The following is a 17,219-nucleotide window of genomic DNA, read 5'->3' as shown; positions in this document are numbered from 1 at the left end:
GAACGGTTCAGGCGTGCCCGAACGCGCGGGTGAAGCCGTCGGGTACGACGAGGTCGGCGGCCGAGAGCTCGTGCACGCTCTTGTGGCCGAGACCCATCAGCACGCCGTCGAGTCCCATGCGCATGAGGTCCAGCACGTTCTCGACACCGGCCTGGCCGTTGGCGGCTAGACCCCAGAGGTAGGCACGGCCGATCATGACCGCGCGGGCCCCGAGCGCCAGCGCTTTGGCCACATCGCTGCCGCGTCGGATACCACCGTCGAGCAGGACCTCGATGTCGTTGCCCACCGCGGCCGCGATGTCGGGAAGGAGGCGGATCGTCGCCGGCGTGCCGTCGAGATTGTTGCCCCCGTGGTTGGACACCGACAGTGCCGTCGCGCCGATGTCCACTGCCCGCTTCGCGTCGTCGAGACGGGTGATGCCCTTGACCATGAAGGGGCCATCCCACTGCTCGCGCAACCACTTCAGGTCCTCCCAGGTGGGCGGCGGCGTGTTCATCCAGGACCCGTAGGCCCCGAAGAACGTCGGCCCGGGCACCCCCTGCGGTGTGAGGTTCGGCGCGGTCAGGTCGGGGATGTTGATCTTCCCGCCCTTGACCCAATCGAGTGCGTACCTCGGCTTGACCGCGATCTCCGGCCCCAGACGGAGAAGCGCCTTGAGGTCGACCTTCTCGGGGATCTCGGGGCTGCCCCAGTCGCGTCCGACGTTGAAGACCCAGTCGGTCGTGACGATCAGCCCCTTCGCGCCGGCCGCCTTCGCGCGCTCGGCTCGCGCGAGGATCTCCTCGCGGCTGCCCAGCCAGTAGATCTGGAAGAACACCTTGTCATTGACCGCGGTGACCTCCTCGACCGCGTGCGAGGCGAAGCTCGACAGCCCCATCGCCGTTCCGCGGGCCGCGGCGGCGCGGGCGACGGCGACTTCACCCTCCGGGTCGACGGCCTGCACGCCGGTCGGCGAGATCATCACCGGGAACGAGATCTCTTGCCCCATCACCGTTGTCGTCATCTCGCGGTCGGACTGCACACCGACGACGTGCGGCGCCCAGCCCAGTTCGGAGAACGCGCGGACGTTGTCGTCGACGGTGACACCGGCCTGCGTACCGGCGACCAGCGACGAGTACACCGATTTGGGCAGCCGCTTCTTGGCCCGGCGCTGCGCCTCGGTGACGGTCTCGAACCAGGGATTTCGGGCCCAGGGGTTGGCAGACATGTTCTTCCTACTCATTGATCCATCCATGGAGACCGGTTGGCTCTCATGGAGACGGGGCGCCGGTTCCGACGACGGCGCGCCCCGTGGTGTACCGCGGGCGATCTACCGCGCGGCGGGGGTGAACCCGGCGAGCGGGTTCTCGTCACAGGACTTGGTGGGACGCGAGGCCACCGGGGTCAGGTCGCCGTCGGGCCGCCGGGTCATCAGGGTCAGCGGCGTGCCGCGTGAATGGTCCTTGTTGGCGGTCGGTTTCGTGCGGTCGCCGGCGAGGAGTTCCTCACCGTAACCCTGCACGCACTCCGGGTCCGGGCCGGCGAGCGGGAGGCCGGTGAAGAACTTCGCGGCCATGCACCCGCCGCGGCAGGCGTCGAAATGCGCACACTTCGTGCAGGCGCCGGCGTTCTGCGGTTCGCGCAATTCGGTGAACAGGTCCGACCGCTGCCAGATCTCCTGGAAACCGCCGTCGGACAGGATGTTCCCGGCGAGGAAGTTCTCGTGGATCGCGAACGGGCACGCGTACACGTCACCGACCGGGTCGATGAGGCAGACCACGCGTCCCGCACCACACAGATTGAGGCCGGGGAGGCCGCCGCCGGAATCGGAACCGAACGCCGACAGATGGAAGAACGAGTCACCCGTCAGCACTCGATCACCGTGTGCGACAAGCCAGTCGTAGAGTTCGCGCTGCTGGTGCGGCAACGGATGCAGGTCATCCCACACGTCGGCGCCCCGGCCGGAGGGACGCAACCGGGTGATGCGCAGCGTGGCGTTGTAGCGGTCGGCGAGCGCCTTGAACTCGTCGAGTTGCGCGACGTTCTGTCGCGTCATGACGACGCTGATCTTGGCGTCGGCGAAACCCGCCTCTGCCAGGTTCTCCAGCGCACGGACGGCCATGTCGAACGAACCCGGACCGCGGACCGCGTCGTTGACCTCCGCGGTCGCCCCGTCCAGCGAGATCTGGACGTCGACATAATCCGACGCCGCGAGTCTCGCGGCCACCTTCTTGTCGATGCGCAGGCCGTTGGTGGAGAACTTCACCCCCACCTGATGGCTGGTGGCGTAGTCGACGAGCTCCCAGAAGTCCGGGCGAACGGTCGGTTCGCCGCCGCCGATGTTGACGTAGAAGACCTGCATCCGCTGCAACTCGTCGATGATCGCCTTGCACTGTTCGGTGGACAGCTCGCGGGGATCGCGTTTGCCCGACGACGACAGGCAGTGCACGCACGCGAGGTTGCACGCATAGGTCAGTTCCCAGGTGAGGCAGATGGGCGCGTCGAGACCCTTCTCGAACTGGTCGACGAGCCGGCCGACCTTCGGCACCTCGCCGGCGGTCGGTGCGGGCGCCCGGAGTGCACTCGCGAATTCGGTTGCTGTGGGCGGCATCTCGATGGTCGTCATCGTTGAGGTCCTTGCATTCGGGGCTGTCGGTTCGGGACTGGGACGTCCGGGCCGGGACGTCGGGCCTGATCGCTCAGGAGCGGGGCACGATCATGCCGCTGTCGGCGAGGGCGGTGAGCGCCTGCAGGTACAGGGGACGTTGGGCGGGCGAGATCCCGGCGGCGAGGAGGGCGGCCTCCGCCGAGTCGTGGTCGGCGAGTGATTGCACGATGCCGACGACGGTGAGGTTCTTGAGGAACGACAGCTTGCGCGTACCGAAGTGGTACAGCAGCGCGCCGAACGGTTCCGGCCGCAGAGCGACCTTCGGATTGAGCCGCCACGGCTCGAGCGTGTCGAAACCGGGCGCCTCGGCTGGGGTGTCGAACCGGACCCCGGCGACCGCGGAACGGTCGCCGGAGATCGGATTCGATGTCGGGGCTGACATCAGTAGACCCCGCACATCCCGTCGATCGAGACCTCTTCGACGAGTGACTCGGCGAGGAGTTCGGTGTCGTTCGAGCTGTGACTGGTCGCAGCGGACTGATCTGCCATGATCCATACCTCCTGGTTGGTGGGTTAGTGATGTGGATCACGACAGACTCTAGTGGCACTCGGTGCAGAAATCCAGCGTTCGCGAGCGAACTGCCCGAATGGCCAGGTGGACGGTTCTGTCGATCCGGACGACACCGGTCCCATAGGCTGAGGTCCCGATGACCACGAAGATGCGCGGTGACGAGCCCGCACGTACCCCGCCGGGCCGGCGCCCCATCACGTCGCGTGCGCAGATCAGCGCACTCGCGATCCGCCTCTTCACCACCCAGGGCTTCGAGGACACCAGCGTCGACGACATCGCCGAGGCGGCCGGGATAGCCCGGCGCACACTGTTCCGGTATTACTCGTCGAAGAACGAGATCCCCTGGGGCGAGTTCGACGACCATCTCCTCGAACTACGCACTCTCCTCGCCGGCATCCCGCCCGAGACGCCGATGGCGCAGGCCCTCGTCGACGCCCTCGTCTCGTTCAACCGGGTGCCCGCCGAGGAACTCGACAACCATCGCCGACGTATGTCCCTCCTCCTCGGGGTGCCTGCGCTGCAGGCACATTCGATGATCGTCTATGCCGACTGGCGTCAGGTCATCGCCGAGTTCTGCGCGACCCGGCTGGGCGTCGATGTCCGCGATCACCTGCCGCAGACCATCGGCTGGCTGTGCCTCGGTGCCGCCCTCGCCGCGTACGAGAAATGGCTCGACGACCCCGATGCCGACCTGGAGACGCTCATCGAGTCCGGCGCGCGCACCGTGGCCGACGGCGTGGCCGCCCTGGCGTGACTACGCTGGCAACGGCCGCAAGTGATCGACCGCAAGCCCCTCGTGGGAACACCGGTCGTTGCGCTAGGCTGAAGTAGAACGTGTTCTAATTTGGGCCGGGGTGCCGGTCCTCGACGGCGGAGACTGCGCACATGTCTGACCTGACCCCTCACGGTTCACGCAGCGTGATCCTCACGGTGTCCGAGGTGATCGACGAGACGGCCGAGGCCAAGTCCATCGCCTTCGAACTACCCGAGGCCTCGCCGAAGCCGTTCACCGATTACAAACCGGGGCAGTTCCTCACGCTACGGATTCCGAGCGAGCAGACTGGTTCGGTCGCGCGCTGCTACTCCCTCGCGTCGTCGCCGTTCACCGACCCGCAGCCCAAGGTGACCGTGAAGCGCACCGCCGACGGCTACGGATCCAACTGGGTGTGCGACAACCTCTCCCCCGGCACCCAGGTCGAGGTGCTGCCGCCATCGGGCGTGTTCACCCCGAAGTCCTATGACACCCCATTGCTGCTCATCGCGGCCGGCAGCGGTGTCACGCCGGTGATGTCGATCCTCAAGGCGGCCCTCGAGAAGGGCGACGCACCGATCGTCTTCTTCTATGCCAACCGGGACGTCGCCGACGTGATCTTCGCCGCCGAACTCCGAGAACTCCTGGCCGCCCACCCAAATCGGCTCACCCTCGTCCACTGGCTCGAATCACTCCAGGGTCTGCCGAGTGCGGCCGCTCTGGCAACGGCTTTCGCGCCCTACGCGACGTCGCACGTCGCCTACATGTGCGGACCGGGCCCGTTCATGGATGCCGTCCACAAGGGTCTGTCGGACGCGAACTTCCCGCACCACAACGTCCACACCGAGGTCTACAACTCGCTGTCCGGCGACCCGTTCGCCGACGTCGAACTCGGCGAGGTGAGTGAGGAGGAGCAGGCGGGTGCCGCCACCGTCGAGGTGGAGCTCGACGGTGAGACCCACACCCTGACCTGGCCTCGCTCACGAACTCTCGTCGACATCATGCTCGCCGCCGGACTCGATGCCCCGTATTCCTGCCAGGAGGGTGAGTGCGGTTCGTGCGCCTGCACTCTCACCGAGGGCAGCGTCGACATGGACAACGCCGGCGCGCTCGACCCCGAGGACATCGAGGACGGGTACATCCTCGGCTGTCAGGCGCATCCGACATCGGACACGCTGAAGGTCGAATTCTGAGAGAGTGGTTCGAGTTCGTGCAGTCACCGGTCCATCGAAGGAGAACGACGACGTGAGCACCATCCGCGGTTCCCGGCTCGACCCCGTCCAGCTCGCCCGTGGCCTCGCCGCGATGCTCATCAGCATCGGAGTGCTCCACTTCGTGGCACCCAAACCGTTCGACGAGATCATCCCGGAGGAGATCCCCGGCGACCCCCGCACGCTGACCTACGCTTCCGGTGTTGCCGAGATCGGTTTGGGCGCGGCACTTCTCGCTCCGAAGACCCGACGCGCCGCCGGCGCGGCGTCGGTGCTGCTGTTCCTCGCCGTCTACCCCGCCAACATCAACATGGTCCGGCTGTGGTGGGACCGGCCGCTGCCCTACAAGATCGTCGCGCTGGCCCGGTTGCCGTTCCAGTTCCCGATGATCTGGGCCGCTGCGAAGGTCGCACGCGAGGGCTGACCCTTCGAGGCTCGTCGCTAACGCTCCTCACACCTCAGGGAGCAGAAAGCGCAGCGGCGCCATCGGATTCGAGAGCACGGAGCCGGTCAACGGAGGGCGCGGTAGTGGGCACGCTCCTCCGGGGTCCGGTGTTCGAGCGCGTATGACAGTGCGGTGCGGCCCATCCGGGCAGCGTTGTCGTCCAGGTAGCCGAGCAGGACGCTCTCGTCGACTCGTTTGCCGACCTCCCGCAGCATCCAGCCGAATGCCTTCTGGATGAGACCCCGTCGGTCGTCGCGGACGAGCGGCGCCACCGCGAGCAGTGCCGCCGGGTCGCCGTGCTTGATGAAGGCGAAGGTCGCGATCACCCCCACCCGGCGCCGCCACAGATCGTCGTCCCGCGCGTGTTGCAGGACGAGATCGAGTTCGCCGCTGCGCCAGCAGTATTCGCCGAGGACGGGATCGGCGGACGAGTCGACGAGATCCCAGTTGTTCACCCGGCCGCGGCGCACGGCGTCGAGGTAGAGGTCGACCCAACCCTTGCCGTCGCCGCCGCGGCGTAGCTCGCGTTCGAACTCCTCACGCAGGAGGAACAATGCGATCAGGCGATGCTCGTGGATCGGTGAGTCGAGCAAGTCGACGACCTGATCCGACGCGATGCCGCGGAACCCCTTCGCGAGCTTCCGTTGTACCGGTACACGGATTCCGAGGAATTCGTCACCCTCCCCGTATCCCCCCGGTCGGGCCTGGAAGAACGCAGCCTGGCCGAGCGCGAGCTGCGGGTCGGCCACCTCGGCCGCGGCGTCGCGCACCCGCGTAGCGGTGGGCGTATCCGTCACTGCGTCACTACAGCAGATCCGCCACGGGAGTGGGGGTCTGCAGCTTCGGCCGGGTCTTCATCACGGCACCCACCTTGCCGGCGCCCACCACCCCGGTGAGCACGCCGTCCCGGCTGTAGTAGGCAACGAACTTCTTCCCGTCGTCGTCGACGACGTGGACCTCGTCATCGGCGCGCGGGGAGCCGAGTACCTGGATCTTGACGTCGAACTGGTCGCTCCAGAAATAGGCGACCGACGCGGTGACCGCGTCGCCACCGGTGATCTGGTGCGCGACGACCGAGGCCTGCTCGACCGTGTGGTTCCAGTGCTCGACGCGTTTCGGCCGCCCGTCCTCGTCGAGCCAGTTCGCCACGTCACCGAGGGCGTAGACGCTCTCAGCGCTGGTGTGTCCGGTTGCATCACAGGCGATTCCGCCCCCCACCTCGCGTGCGGCGAACTCGATACCCGACCCGTCCAGGTACCCGGTCACCGGGGTCGAACCGATACCGACGACGACGATGTCGGCGGGCAGGGTGGTGCCGTCGGTGAGTTCGACCGCGCTGACCCGCCCGTCGGACACGTCGATCTTCGCGACCCCGACCCCGGTCCGCAGATCGATGCCGTTGGCCACGTGCAACCGCGACACCAGGGCGCCGATCCGCTCCCCCAGCGCCACGGCGAGCGGCGTCGGAGCCGGTTCGACGAGGCTGACCGCCAGTCCGCGGGCCGCGAGGCCGGCCGCCACCTCGCATCCGATGAAGCCGGCGCCGATGACGACTGCGGTGCTCGCGGAATCGATCTCGCGACGCAGCGCCACCGCGTCGTCGTAGGTGCGGAGCACGTGCGCGCCACGGACGTTCTCTGCGAGACCGGGAAACGGCCGCGGATCGAGCCCGGTCGCCAGTACGAGAGTGTCGTAGGCGACGGTGGCGCCGGAGGCCAGTGTGATCGTCCGGTCCGTCGGTGACACCGCGGTCACCGCTTCACCGAGTCGCAGCGTGATGTCGGAGTCCTCGTAGAACTCCGCGGGTTTGAGATCGACGCGGTCGTCCTTGCCCAGCAGCACCGACTTCGACAGCGGCGGACGGTCGTACGGTGGATGCGCTTCGGCTCCGACGAGGGTGATCGGATCGGTGAAGCCGTTGTTCCGCAGGTTCTCCGCGACCCGGATTCCGCCGAGTCCGGCTCCGACGATCACCACACCCGCGCTCGATGCACTCATCTCTGGTCCCCTTTTCGTCATCCCACCCCGCGAGCACCCGTCTGCGCCGGCGGTCACGCGGACCGCCCGGGGCCGGGCATCTCGTGTCTCAACGGGTCACGTCGCCGACCGGTTGCAGGTCGGACAGCAGCCAATTCCCGTCGACCTTACGCATAAGTGCCCACCGGGCGATAGAGGTCGTCTCGGCCGGTGGACGACTCGCGGCACCCGGTGCCGGTGAACCGGACCCGGCTGTCACCCGCTGGTCGGCGAAGACGAGCACCCGGGCGCGTTCCGAGTCGCCCTCCTGCAGTCCGGCACCGACGACCTCGCCGGTCACCGACAACGCTGATGCACGGACGCCGGGAACCACGACGTCGGTACCGCGGTTCCGGTACTCCAGGCGTAGCGGGTCGGTCAGCAACGCGTCGGTCGCCTGCCGCCGGTCGGCGGGGTCGTCGGGCGAGTAGGTCAGAAGCGCACTCACGGCAGCCGCAGCCGCGCTGAGGATCTCGCTGCGTTGCGCCTCGGTCGGGTCGGGATCGGGGCGCAGGGTCGCGGCGCCCGCGATCGCCGCGACCACCAGGGATACCGCCGATGCGGCGATGAGAAGCCGCATGCGGATGCGTTGGGTTCGGGTCGGCCGTGCCGGTAGCAGGACCCGGTCGTGAGCGGTGGTCATGGACGCCTCGCCTCGGCGATCTTCCAGCCGCCGTCGGTGCGCGTCATGGTGATCAGCGCCGTGATCCGCTCCCCGGTGGTGTCGATCTCCGAACCGTCCCCCGACCCGCCCAGGAGCGCCGGGTTCGTCGCGTCGGCGACGACGAGCACGTCCACGCTTCCACCGATGTCGTCGGACGACGGATCGGTGACGAGCCCGGCCGAGATCACTTGCCCGACACTCGAACCCCGTTTCCCGCCCACCTCTGTCATCAGTGCCTCCCGGGCGGCGTCGATCCGTTTCAGCTGCGGTCCGGTGCTCACCTCCGCCACGCGTGTCACGTAGCCTTCGGGGTCGGCCGGGTCGGCGGTCAGCATGACGGTGACGGCGCCGCGGGCGGATGCGAGCACGTCGTCCTGCAACTCGGTCGCCGCCTGCTGGCCGCGGATCTGCCAGGCAAGAAAGCCGGCGACGCCAACGAGGACGACCACCGCGATCGCTGCTCCGACGAGAGTCCGGCGCACCGTCTGTGTCCGGCGTGCCGCACGCGCCCGGAGCGCCGGCGCGGCGACGATCCGGGCGGTGCGCGCCCGTCGGGTCGCCGCGTCGACCCGGGCGCGGGCGAGTTCGATTCGCGTGGTGATGGTCTCGGTCATCGTCGCACCCGCAGATTCCGATGGACGGTCATCCGATCACATCCGCCGCCGCGAGGAGCCATGTGTCGTCCGACCGCGCGTAGCGGGCCAGGACCGTGCGTTGAACGGTCGTCGCCGGCCCCGCGGCCGGACGTACTGTCACCACGACACGCAGCAGCGCCTCCCCCTCCGCGGCGTCGACCGCGACGATGCTGACGACCTCGGGGCGCCAGGTCACCGACGACGTCCCCTCGGGCGGGGGCCGATCGAGCTGGGCCCCGTAGCTGTCGGTGAACTCGTCGGCGACCCGCTCCCGCGCCCGCGTCCGGTCCTGCTGCCAGCGGTCCGCATCGACCGAGAAGACGTCCGCGACGATCGTTCCCGCCTGTGCTCGCAACTGGTCTCGGCTCTCCGTGACGTCGGAGCCCGTGCGGTGCGAATTCCACAGGGTGAGCACCACGACGAGCGTCGCGACCAGGACAACCGCCGCGATCGCGAGGCGGATGGTGGCACCTCGCACCCCGATCGGCCGGGTAGTTCCGCGTCCCGGGACCGGCTCGACGCCCGGGGTGTGAGTCGGTGGCGTCATGGAAGGTACTGCACCGCACTCAGTTTCAGCGTGTCGTCGGCCGGTGTGATGAGCACCCGCAACCGGAATCTGCGCGCCTGGTCGCCGGTCTCGGCCGCCGCCGCCCCACCGGTGAAGACGACGGTGGCCGCGACGAGGACCGTGGCGGTGTCGCCGGTCCGGACGGAGATCCCCGTGCCGTCGACGGAGGACTGCGCGACGGTGCCGTTGGCCCGGATGAATTCGGTGTAGCTGTCGGCGGATTGGGCGAACTCGTCGTAGAAGGTGCCGGTGGCGCCGGCCAGGATGCGCTGGGCGCGCCGATCGTCTCGGCTGTCCGGGGCGATGAGCACCGCAACCCGGTCGGCCGCCGCGGACTGGAGTTCGGCATCGGAGTACCGCTCACGGTCTCGCTGCCACGCGGTCACCGCCACCCCCGCGAGCACGAGCGCGACGACGAGGACCACGACCGCGACGACCCACCGGAGCCGCGACAGGCGCCGACGGAGTCCGGCCTCGAACTCGAGGGTGTGCAGATCGTCCAGTGCCTCGCGCAGCTCGCGCCTCGCGGCCCGGTCGGCGGACACCTCCTGCGCCCCCGACCGAGCACCCATGCCGTCCCTCTTCACGACGACAGGGGCGTGCTCTCCTGGGGCTGCGTCAGACTGTCGCCCGGCGCCCGGGTCTCGACCTTCTCACCGCGGATCCGGCTGGAGTATGCCGCGCGCGCCTGCTGGTCGGGGCTCAGGAAGATCGAGTCCAGCTTGGTCAACCGGCGCGACCACCGCTTCATCGCCTGTGGGAACAGCGCGCCCGACTCCGCCCACCGCATCGACCGGGGCGCGTAGACGCGGACCACCGGCCGCGCGATCGTCTGCACGACGATCGACGCCACCTCGCCGGGCTCGACGGTCTGGATGAACTTGTTGGTCTGCAGGCCGGAGATCAGGGCGGTTCGCGTGAACGTGGGGAGTACCGCGCTGACGGCGACGCCCTGCGGCTCCAGCTCGGCGCCCAGCGCCTCGGAGAACTCGATGACGGCTGCCTTGGCGCCGTTGTAGATGGTGAGGCCGGGGGTGGGTATGCGCCCGGCCGTCGATGCGATGTTCACGATGTGGCCGGTCCGGCGGGGCGCCATCCGACGGGCCGCCTCCTGGCATCCGATGATCACGCCCAGGACGTCGATCTCGTAGGTCCGGCGGATGATCGTGTCGTCGTAGGAGAGGAACGGTCCGACCGGCATGATCCCGGCGTTGTTCACGAGCACGTCGATCGGTCCGAGCCGGTTTTCGACCTCGGTCAGGAACGCATCGAAGGACTCGCGTTTGGTCACGTCCACCTCGATGCCCTCGCAACCGAGGTCGGCGGCGGCCTTGCCCACCGCCTCGGAATCCACATCACCGATCGCGACCCTGGCCCCCGCCTCGGACAGCTGGGTCGCGGTCTCGAATCCGATGCCACGCGCGCCGCCGGTGATGACCACGACCTTGTCCCGTAGCGCGGCGCGGATCGCGTCGTGGTCGGGTGTGCGGGACAGCTTGTCACGCAGACTCATTGGATCTCCTTCGGTGGATGCGGACTTCAGACGAGAGGAACGGGGCCGGCGTGGCCCGTCATCTCCGGTGGGGTTTCACCAGATCATCGGTGCGAGGAACTTGGCGGCGAAATCCCGAACGCGCTGGGGTTCGTTGCGAGCAGGGTCCGACGGCGGCGTCTCCAGCAGTGAGATCACCAGTCGCACATGGATCTCGACGGCTTCCAGCAGATCCTCGACGGGCATCTGCGCACCCTCGTCGCGGAGTGTGGCCGCGACCCGGTCGGTGACCATGTCGATGAACAACGACGTCATCGTCGACGTGACGCTCTTGATCTCGGAGTCGGTGAGGACGATCCGGCTCAGCAGCGGATCGGAGTTGACCCACTCGGCGCCGACAGCGAACGCCTCCACCAGTGCGGCCTTGGGTCCGAGCCCCTTCACCGAGGCCTCGAGCTTCTGCATGCCCGTCTCGTAGGCGTCGTTGGCCACCGCGTAGAGCAGCGCATCCTTGTTCGGGAAGCGCCGGTACAAGGTGCTGCGGCTCACTCCAGCCCGCGCGGCGACCTCGTCGATGTTCGCGCGGCGGACACCGACCTCGGCGAACTCCGCCCCGGCGGCCGCGAGGATCGCGGCTTCCTGGTCGGCCGGGCTGGCGGTGTTGCGGACCTTACGCGTCGAGGTCCGATTCCTGCTGTCGGCCTTGGTTCCGGTGCCTGCCACGGTCATCGCCGCCGACGGGTGGCGGGCTGCGAGTCCTCGGGTGCCGACCAGTGGTTTTCGTGCAGCCGGCGATGTCTGATCTCCGTGATCTCCATCTGGTCAAAATACAGCCCGGCGGTCCGGCGTCCGCGGACACCGCGACCCCGGCCGACGTGCAACGGGGTTCCGTTGCGGCCGGGAGACGGGACGCCGACCGAATCGGCTGCTGCCGGCACTGTCGCCAGAACCGAGGCCATGATTGTCTCCCTCCCGCAACGGCCGCCCCGGGTACGGACGGTCGGCATGTGACCCACATCGCATGATAGACCACGTTGAGACAGATCGGAAAATGCGTTCCTATCCTCGCCCGCGACCCGTGGGCGACCCGTCCATCGTCAGCAGGCGGTGACACCGCCGCAGACGCTCGCGCCACCAGTACTGACGCTCTTCTTCGACCGCGGGTTCCCGCACGTCGACCGCGGCGTCGGGGCCGAACCATCGCGTTCCCACCGCGCCGTCGACCATCTGGAACGACGCGGCGACATCCGTGGCGAGCAACGACCCGGTGCCCAGCCCGCACGCGAGTTCCAGGCGCGGTAGCGCGGCCGCGGCAGCCACGCCGGCGGCCATCCCGATCGCGCTGTCGAGGGCACTCGAGACCACGATGTCGAGTCCCAGGTTCTCGGCGAGCTGGAGGGTTGCGCGCATGCCGCCGAGCGGCGCGACCTTGACCACCGCCACGTCAGCGGCGTCGGCCGCGACGACACGGTACGGGTCCTCGGCCTTCCTGATGGATTCGTCGGCCGCGATCGGCACCTCGACCGCCCGACGCACGGCCGCCAGTTCTTCGACTGTGCGACAGGGCTGTTCGGCATACTCGACCTCACCGATGGCGCGCAGGGCGGCGATGGCCTCGTCGACGGTCCAGCCGCCGTTCGCATCGATGCGCACCCTGCCGATGAGCGCCCGCGTCGCCGCGACCCGGGCGACGTCGTCGTCGAGGGTCTGCCCCGGCTCGGCGACCTTGACCTTCGCGGTTCCCGCGCCGGGGTATCGCTGCAGCAATGCGCCGACCTCGTCGGCGGGGATGGCGGGCACGGTCGCGTTGACCGGGACGGTGTCGCGGACCGCGGTGGGAGGACCGACCCAGGCGGCCTCGATGCCGGCCCGTAGCCACGAGGCCGCCTCCGGGTCGTCGTACTCGACGAACGGACCGAACTCCCCCCAACCCGCCGGCCCCGCGAAGACCATCGTCTCGCGCGTGGTCAGGCCGCGGAATCTCGTACGCATCGGCAGGCGCACCGCGACAGCGGAAGCGAGGACCTCCTCGACGTCGGGAAGCGCCCAGTCCGGTTGCCTGCCCCGCATCATCCGTCCTCCCTCTCCGCACACAGATCACCCCGCGTCGTTGGAACAACCTTCCAAGTTTGTTCCAAGTGCGATATTCTCGCCGCCATGTCAGTCAACCAGGGATTCGACGCCGGTATCCGCGAGGCAGAGCCGATGATCGTCGACGACACTCCGGACACCGCGGGCGAGGTCGCCTCGCCACGTCTCGGCGCCGACTCGCTCGTGTGGAAGTTCTACGGCGACAACCGCGGACTGCTGGGCTTCCAGCGTCTGGCCGGCACCGAGAACTGCATCGAACAACTCGGCCAGGCCGTGCTCGATCACTCGATCATCTTCAGCGACTTCCTCGGCCGGGCCAAGCGGACCGGCCCCCCGGTCATGCGGACCGTGTACAGCACCGAGCCGGAGAAGTGGGGGCGCACGGTGCGCGACTTCCACCGCGACATCAAGGGCACCATCAGCGACGGATCGCGGTACCACGCACTCAATCCGGAGTTGTTCTACTGGGCGCACGCGACGTTCGTCGACCAGGTCCTCTACATCACCGACACCTTCATCCGACGCCTGAGTTACGCCGAGAAGGTCCAGATCTTCGAGGAGAGCAAGGTCTGGTATCAGCTCTACGGGGTGAGCGATCGCGGGCAGCCGCAGACCTACGAGGAGTTCGTCCAGTACTGGGACGACATGCTCGACCGGTTCGTGCCGCACAAGACGATCGTCTACGCCACCGGCTACATCCGGCAGGGGCTCCCCCGCCCCAAGAAGATCCCCGCACCCGTGTGGAAGATCGTGTCGCTTCCGTTGAACGCCTTCATCCGCACCGTTGTCGTCGGAACGCTGCCCCAGCAGATGCGGGACGTGTGCGACCTCGAGTGGAACGACAGGCGCGAGAGGAACTTCCAGCGTTTCGCCGCCCTCATGCGGGCTGCCAACCCGTTGATCAACCGCCTGCCGCTCAAGTACCTCTACGTCCCGTGGGCCTACGAGGCGTGGCGCAAGGTCGGGATCGACCCGCGACCGCTGCACAACAAGCCCGCCTGACCCGCTCCGCTCTCTGAGCTGAGGAGCACCATCCCGCCCCGGACGAGCGCCATCCCCCGCTCCCTGAGGAGCGAGCTTGCGAGCGTCACGAAGGGTCTTGGTGACATTCGTGGCAGACCCTTCGTGACGCGCCCTCCGCAAGCTCCGGGCGCTCCTCAGGGAGCAGTGGTGGGCCAGTGGTTTCGCGGTTCTCTCGATCAGGAACCAGCGAGCCGGAGATGACGCCGGCAGGCGTCAGTGCCCGAGGAACCCGTCGACGTGGGTGACGAACTCCTCGGCGCGGTCGCGGTGAACGCTGTGCCCCGCCTCGATGGTGACGAACCGCGAGTTCGGCAGGGCGTCGCTGAGGGTCCGCAGGTGGCGCGGCGGCAGGAAGCTCTTCTCGCCACCGGAGATGACCATGGCGGTGGCCTGCACATCCGGCAGCTCCGACCACCAGTGCGGCGCGCAGACGTCGAATTCGGCGACGATCTGGTCGCCCATCCGGCCGTCGTAGCGGATGACCGGAAAGGGGTTGCGCGCGAGCGCGATCAGCCCACGAATCTGCTCGCCCAGGGTGGCGCGCATGGCGATGCCCTCGGACAGATCGGCCTCGTCGCGGGGCATCGGCGGCACCTCTTCGAGCACCAGGCGTCGGATCCTCGTCGGCTCACGCATGGCCACTCGCAGCGCGGTGTGGGCACCGAGCGAATGGCCGACCACGTCGGCGACCGCGATCCCGAGGGTGTCGAGGACATAGGCCAGGTCGTCGCGGAAGTCGTCGAGCCGGTAGACCTCACGGGCCCGGCCGCTCCGCCCGTGTCCACGGAGGTCCACGCTGATCACCGCACGCCCGCGGGCGCGGAGTGCCGTCGCGAGCCGGCGCCAGGTCGAATGGTCCGATGCCATCCCGTGCACGAGGACGACCGGTACGCCCCGGTCGGCCTCCCCCGCGATCCGGACCGCGAGGTCGGGGTCGCCGCTTCGACGCAGAACACGCATGACCGTCAGCTTACGAACGTCGGCCGTGCGGGCGCCGTCACACTCCACCCGGCCGTCCGCGCAGACCGCACCTCACCGGTCGTCGTCACCGGTCGCGGAACCAGCCGCTGTTCTTGGCGCGCCACACCATGTCCTCCCAGTACCCCCAGGCGTGTGTCCCGACGGACGGAAAGTCCGTCGTGACCGGGATGCCCTGCAAAGCGGCCGCGACTTCGAACGACCGGGTCTGCGCGAGCGACACCACCTCCAGCGGTGTGCCCTTGACCGAGGCCACGGCGTCGGCGTTGTGCGGACCCCACGTCGCCGAACCGGACCCGATGCGGATCTTCATCCCCCGCATCCGCGGCAGCTGGACGAGTGCATCGTTGCGCGTCCACCGGTCACTCCAGGGCGGTCCCCACATGGCGTCCGCGCTGAACGGACCGACCCCCGCCCCGACACCGGCGTCGATCAACGCGAGCCGAACAGCCTCTCGCATCGTGGGCGCGGACAGGTTCAGGTAGCCGGACATCGAGAAGACGTGCGAGATGCGCTTGCGGTGGTACGCCCCGTAGACCATCGCAGCGTTACCGCCCATGGAGATGCCCATGATCGCGTATTTGCCCAGCGGGCCGACTGCGAGTCCGCGCGCGTCGAGTTCGCGCACGATGGTGTCGAGTCGGCACGTCCACCGATAGCGGTATCCGACCTTGTTGGCCGGGCTCGCCGCTTCCCAATCGGTGTAGAAGCTCGCGAGACCTCCGACCGGTTGGATCACGTTGACGCCGGAGTCGGCGATGCGGTGGACACGCGTGTCGCGACGCCAGCCACTGATGTCACCGGTCGCGCGAAGACCGTCGAGAGCGATGACGGTTTTGCTGTTGCCCCACCGAGTCCAGGTGTCGACCGGGGTGCTCGGCATGCCGCAGCCGGACACATGGAACCTGCCGAACGCGGCCGACGCGGATGCGTTACCCGACCCGATGGTGACCACGCCGACCACCGCGAGGAGCGCGAGGGCGAACGCGAGGGCTCGACGTCGGCGGGCAAGCCGACGCGGCCGTAGTGAAAGCTGCACCGACGAACTGTAATTCGACGACCATCAGCAATGCCACGGCTGTGACCCTAGGGCATCGACATCGATATCGAGTGGTGACCAGAGTGACTAGAGTGAATCGAGTGGCGTATGTGGCAGAGGATTCATTTTGTTACAGACGATCCACGCAGCGTCAGAGATCGTCGACGATGCGCTGACGCGCCCGCGCGTACTCCTCCTCGGTGACCGCGCCGGTGCGGCGCAGTTCGTCCAGCGACGCGAGCCGTTCGGCCGGCGAACGGCCCGGGTCACCACCCCGGCCCGACCCGCCACCGGCCTTGGTGAACGACGGGGGGTCCATCCGAGACGAGCTCGCCGAATCCGCCCGGACTCCCGCCCAGCCGCGCACGACCTCCATGACCTCCGCTCGGGCCGCGGGATTGGACCGCAGATCGATCACGCCACTGCCCGCCACCCCGTGACGCCCCAGGATCTGCAGGATCTCCCCCAACGGTTCCGCCTGACCGGTGAGATCGTAGGTCCGGCCGTCCTCTTCGGAGGTGAACCTGGCCGGCACCGAACCGGCGAGCAAAGCGGTTGCCTGCCAGTCGATCTCGAAGTCCTGGGACTCGGGATCGACCATCACGGCCAACCGACGGGCGTGAAGCAGCGGCTGCTGGTAATGCGGCACGACCTTCCTCGTCGACACCTCGAACGGAGCGAGTCCCTCGGCGTGGATCCGGAGCCCGAGCTTCATCAGCGGCTGGTCGTTGATCTCGACATTCGTCTGACCGATCGAGGTGATCTCGGCGATGCCGAACACTCCGGCGGCGCGCAGGCGTTCCAGCTTGGCGCCACCCCGATAGTTGAACCACGCGATGGCAACGCCGAGAACGATATCCAGCACGGTGATGCCGATCCCGGTCCACAGCATCCACTCCGTGTCGGGTGCATCGATCACGAAGTAGGCGACGAGGAAGATCGGACCGACGATCCCGCACAGCATGACAAACGCGAAAGTGCCCACGGCACTCCACACATGGGCAGGAACACGTGGCCCGGTCCCCGACTCTCCGAACATGGTCATGCGCGAACTCTATGCGCGGACCTGCGGCGACGGAAGTTCGAAGGCCGAGGCGTCCCACCTTGGAACGACATGGAAGCGCCACCGTTCGCAGTCGGCGCCGGAT

At 68.3% G+C, this 17,219-nt stretch carries 21 protein-coding genes; 4 read left to right on the top strand and 17 right to left on the bottom strand.

Annotation, left to right across the window (positions count from 1 at the left end; all coding sequences use genetic code 11):
• Positions 1-7: 7 nt before the first annotated feature.
• The 4 genes from mftD to mftA form a co-directional block, all read right to left on the bottom strand.
• Positions 8-1,207 (bottom strand): pre-mycofactocin synthase MftD, encoded by a 1,200-nt coding sequence (gene mftD, locus JW364_RS13930; RefSeq protein ID WP_058252359.1) that lies wholly within the window; start codon positions 1,205-1,207, stop codon positions 8-10.
• A gap of 102 nt (positions 1,208-1,309) precedes the next feature.
• Positions 1,310-2,605, bottom strand: a complete 1,296-nt coding sequence (gene mftC, locus JW364_RS13925) for a mycofactocin radical SAM maturase (RefSeq protein ID WP_058252360.1) — start codon at positions 2,603-2,605, stop codon at positions 1,310-1,312.
• A 73-nt stretch (positions 2,606-2,678) separates the two neighbouring features.
• Positions 2,679-3,029, bottom strand: coding sequence for a mycofactocin biosynthesis chaperone MftB (mftB, locus tag JW364_RS13920; RefSeq protein WP_058252361.1), 351 nt, complete (start codon positions 3,027-3,029; stop codon positions 2,679-2,681).
• Positions 3,029-3,136 carry a mycofactocin precursor MftA gene (mftA, locus tag JW364_RS13915; protein ID WP_058252362.1) on the bottom strand — a complete coding sequence of 36 codons (108 nt, stop codon included), beginning with the start codon at positions 3,134-3,136 and terminating at the stop codon, positions 3,029-3,031. Before mftA ends, mftB begins: the two co-directional genes overlap by 1 nt.
• A 158-nt stretch (positions 3,137-3,294) precedes the next feature.
• Between mftA and mftR the strand changes: the two genes are divergently transcribed.
• From mftR to JW364_RS13900, 3 genes are all read left to right on the top strand, one after another.
• Positions 3,295-3,912: a mycofactocin system transcriptional regulator gene (gene mftR, locus JW364_RS13910; RefSeq protein WP_058252363.1), complete on the top strand. Its 618-nt coding sequence runs from the start codon at positions 3,295-3,297 to the stop codon at positions 3,910-3,912.
• Between the two features lie 131 nt (positions 3,913-4,043).
• Entirely contained in the window at positions 4,044-5,102 is a 1,059-nt protein-coding gene (locus JW364_RS13905; RefSeq protein WP_058252364.1) for a ferredoxin--NADP reductase, read from the top strand.
• A 52-nt stretch (positions 5,103-5,154) separates the two neighbouring features.
• Complete coding sequence (locus tag JW364_RS13900; RefSeq protein WP_058252436.1) at positions 5,155-5,544, top strand: hypothetical protein; 390 nt, start codon at positions 5,155-5,157, stop codon at positions 5,542-5,544.
• A gap of 86 nt (positions 5,545-5,630) precedes the next feature.
• Here JW364_RS13900 and JW364_RS13895 read toward each other — a convergent pair whose 3' ends face one another.
• The 10 genes from JW364_RS13895 to JW364_RS13850 all read right to left on the bottom strand — a co-directional run bounded on the left by JW364_RS13895 (position 5,631) and on the right by JW364_RS13850 (position 13,013).
• On the bottom strand, positions 5,631-6,362 hold the full coding sequence (locus JW364_RS13895; RefSeq protein WP_205333712.1) for a DNA alkylation repair protein: 732 nt from the start codon (positions 6,360-6,362) through the stop codon (positions 5,631-5,633).
• Positions 6,363-6,369: 7 nt separating this feature from the next.
• The gene (locus JW364_RS13890) at positions 6,370-7,563 is read right to left on the bottom strand and encodes an NAD(P)/FAD-dependent oxidoreductase (RefSeq protein ID WP_058252366.1); all 1,194 of its coding nucleotides are present in this window, start codon (positions 7,561-7,563) and stop codon (positions 6,370-6,372) included.
• An 88-nt stretch (positions 7,564-7,651) separates the two neighbouring features.
• Positions 7,652-8,224 carry a hypothetical protein gene (locus JW364_RS13885; RefSeq protein WP_058252367.1) on the bottom strand — a complete coding sequence of 191 codons (573 nt, stop codon included), beginning with the start codon at positions 8,222-8,224 and terminating at the stop codon, positions 7,652-7,654.
• Complete coding sequence (locus JW364_RS13880; protein ID WP_058252368.1) at positions 8,221-8,859, bottom strand: hypothetical protein; 639 nt, start codon at positions 8,857-8,859, stop codon at positions 8,221-8,223. Before JW364_RS13880 ends, JW364_RS13885 begins: the two co-directional genes overlap by 4 nt.
• Positions 8,860-8,887: 28 nt before the next feature.
• Positions 8,888-9,427, bottom strand: coding sequence for a hypothetical protein (locus JW364_RS13875; RefSeq protein ID WP_058252369.1), 540 nt, complete (start codon positions 9,425-9,427; stop codon positions 8,888-8,890).
• Positions 9,424-10,020: a hypothetical protein gene (locus JW364_RS13870; RefSeq protein ID WP_058252370.1), complete on the bottom strand. Its 597-nt coding sequence runs from the start codon at positions 10,018-10,020 to the stop codon at positions 9,424-9,426. The genes JW364_RS13875 and JW364_RS13870 overlap by 4 nt, the downstream gene beginning before the upstream one ends.
• 11 nt (positions 10,021-10,031) lie before the next feature.
• Positions 10,032-10,961 (bottom strand): SDR family oxidoreductase, encoded by a 930-nt coding sequence (locus JW364_RS13865; RefSeq protein WP_058252371.1) that lies wholly within the window; start codon positions 10,959-10,961, stop codon positions 10,032-10,034.
• A gap of 75 nt (positions 10,962-11,036) precedes the next feature.
• Positions 11,037-11,669 (bottom strand): TetR/AcrR family transcriptional regulator, encoded by a 633-nt coding sequence (locus JW364_RS13860; RefSeq protein WP_058252372.1) that lies wholly within the window; start codon positions 11,667-11,669, stop codon positions 11,037-11,039.
• Positions 11,666-11,899 (bottom strand): hypothetical protein, encoded by a 234-nt coding sequence (locus tag JW364_RS13855; RefSeq protein WP_058252373.1) that lies wholly within the window; start codon positions 11,897-11,899, stop codon positions 11,666-11,668. The genes JW364_RS13860 and JW364_RS13855 overlap by 4 nt, the downstream gene beginning before the upstream one ends.
• A 100-nt stretch (positions 11,900-11,999) precedes the next feature.
• Positions 12,000-13,013: an o-succinylbenzoate synthase gene (locus JW364_RS13850; protein WP_058252374.1), complete on the bottom strand. Its 1,014-nt coding sequence runs from the start codon at positions 13,011-13,013 to the stop codon at positions 12,000-12,002.
• 84 nt (positions 13,014-13,097) lie between these two features.
• Here JW364_RS13850 and JW364_RS13845 point away from each other — a divergent pair, with 84 nt between their 5' ends.
• Positions 13,098-14,033, top strand: a complete 936-nt coding sequence (locus JW364_RS13845) for an oxygenase MpaB family protein (RefSeq protein WP_058252375.1) — start codon at positions 13,098-13,100, stop codon at positions 14,031-14,033.
• A 234-nt stretch (positions 14,034-14,267) separates the two neighbouring features.
• Here the strand turns inward: JW364_RS13845 and JW364_RS13840 are convergent, their stop codons facing one another.
• From JW364_RS13840 to JW364_RS13830, 3 genes are all read right to left on the bottom strand, one after another.
• Positions 14,268-15,014 (bottom strand): alpha/beta fold hydrolase, encoded by a 747-nt coding sequence (locus JW364_RS13840; protein WP_058252437.1) that lies wholly within the window; start codon positions 15,012-15,014, stop codon positions 14,268-14,270.
• A gap of 85 nt (positions 15,015-15,099) precedes the next feature.
• Positions 15,100-15,996, bottom strand: coding sequence for an alpha/beta hydrolase (locus JW364_RS13835; RefSeq protein WP_374100833.1), 897 nt, complete (start codon positions 15,994-15,996; stop codon positions 15,100-15,102).
• A gap of 226 nt (positions 15,997-16,222) precedes the next feature.
• On the bottom strand, positions 16,223-17,116 hold the full coding sequence (locus JW364_RS13830; protein ID WP_231742459.1) for an SHOCT domain-containing protein: 894 nt from the start codon (positions 17,114-17,116) through the stop codon (positions 16,223-16,225).
• Between the last annotated feature and the right edge of the window lie 103 nt (positions 17,117-17,219).

Source organism: Gordonia sp. BP-119, assembly GCF_016924115.1.
GTDB classification, from domain to species: domain Bacteria; phylum Actinomycetota; class Actinomycetes; order Mycobacteriales; family Mycobacteriaceae; genus Gordonia; species Gordonia hongkongensis.
The sequence above is the reverse complement of the archived record's forward strand: the minus strand, read 5'-3'. Positions and strand labels throughout refer to the sequence as shown.

Excerpts from the sequence above, each read along its gene's own strand:
- mftD (WP_058252359.1), bottom strand. The coding sequence starts at position 1,207 with ATGTCTGCCAACCCCTGGGCCCGAAATCCCTGGTTCGAGACCGTCACC.
- mftC (WP_058252360.1), bottom strand. The coding sequence starts at position 2,605 with ATGACGACCATCGAGATGCCGCCCACAGCAACCGAATTCGCGAGTGCA.
- mftB (WP_058252361.1), bottom strand. The coding sequence starts at position 3,029 with ATGTCAGCCCCGACATCGAATCCGATCTCCGGCGACCGTTCCGCGGTC.
- mftA (WP_058252362.1), bottom strand. The coding sequence starts at position 3,136 with ATGGCAGATCAGTCCGCTGCGACCAGTCACAGCTCGAACGACACCGAA.
- mftR (WP_058252363.1), top strand. The coding sequence starts at position 3,295 with ATGACCACGAAGATGCGCGGTGACGAGCCCGCACGTACCCCGCCGGGC.
- JW364_RS13905 (WP_058252364.1), top strand. The coding sequence starts at position 4,044 with ATGTCTGACCTGACCCCTCACGGTTCACGCAGCGTGATCCTCACGGTG.
- JW364_RS13890 (WP_058252366.1), bottom strand. The coding sequence starts at position 7,563 with ATGAGTGCATCGAGCGCGGGTGTGGTGATCGTCGGAGCCGGACTCGGC.
- JW364_RS13885 (WP_058252367.1), bottom strand. The coding sequence starts at position 8,224 with ATGACCACCGCTCACGACCGGGTCCTGCTACCGGCACGGCCGACCCGA.
- JW364_RS13880 (WP_058252368.1), bottom strand. The coding sequence starts at position 8,859 with ATGACCGAGACCATCACCACGCGAATCGAACTCGCCCGCGCCCGGGTC.
- JW364_RS13875 (WP_058252369.1), bottom strand. The coding sequence starts at position 9,427 with ATGACGCCACCGACTCACACCCCGGGCGTCGAGCCGGTCCCGGGACGC.
- JW364_RS13870 (WP_058252370.1), bottom strand. The coding sequence starts at position 10,020 with ATGGGTGCTCGGTCGGGGGCGCAGGAGGTGTCCGCCGACCGGGCCGCG.
- JW364_RS13865 (WP_058252371.1), bottom strand. The coding sequence starts at position 10,961 with ATGAGTCTGCGTGACAAGCTGTCCCGCACACCCGACCACGACGCGATC.
- JW364_RS13860 (WP_058252372.1), bottom strand. The coding sequence starts at position 11,669 with ATGACCGTGGCAGGCACCGGAACCAAGGCCGACAGCAGGAATCGGACC.
- JW364_RS13855 (WP_058252373.1), bottom strand. The coding sequence starts at position 11,899 with ATGGCCTCGGTTCTGGCGACAGTGCCGGCAGCAGCCGATTCGGTCGGC.
- JW364_RS13850 (WP_058252374.1), bottom strand. The coding sequence starts at position 13,013 with ATGATGCGGGGCAGGCAACCGGACTGGGCGCTTCCCGACGTCGAGGAG.
- JW364_RS13845 (WP_058252375.1), top strand. The coding sequence starts at position 13,098 with ATGTCAGTCAACCAGGGATTCGACGCCGGTATCCGCGAGGCAGAGCCG.
- JW364_RS13840 (WP_058252437.1), bottom strand. The coding sequence starts at position 15,014 with ATGCGTGTTCTGCGTCGAAGCGGCGACCCCGACCTCGCGGTCCGGATC.
- JW364_RS13830 (WP_231742459.1), bottom strand. The coding sequence starts at position 17,116 with ATGACCATGTTCGGAGAGTCGGGGACCGGGCCACGTGTTCCTGCCCAT.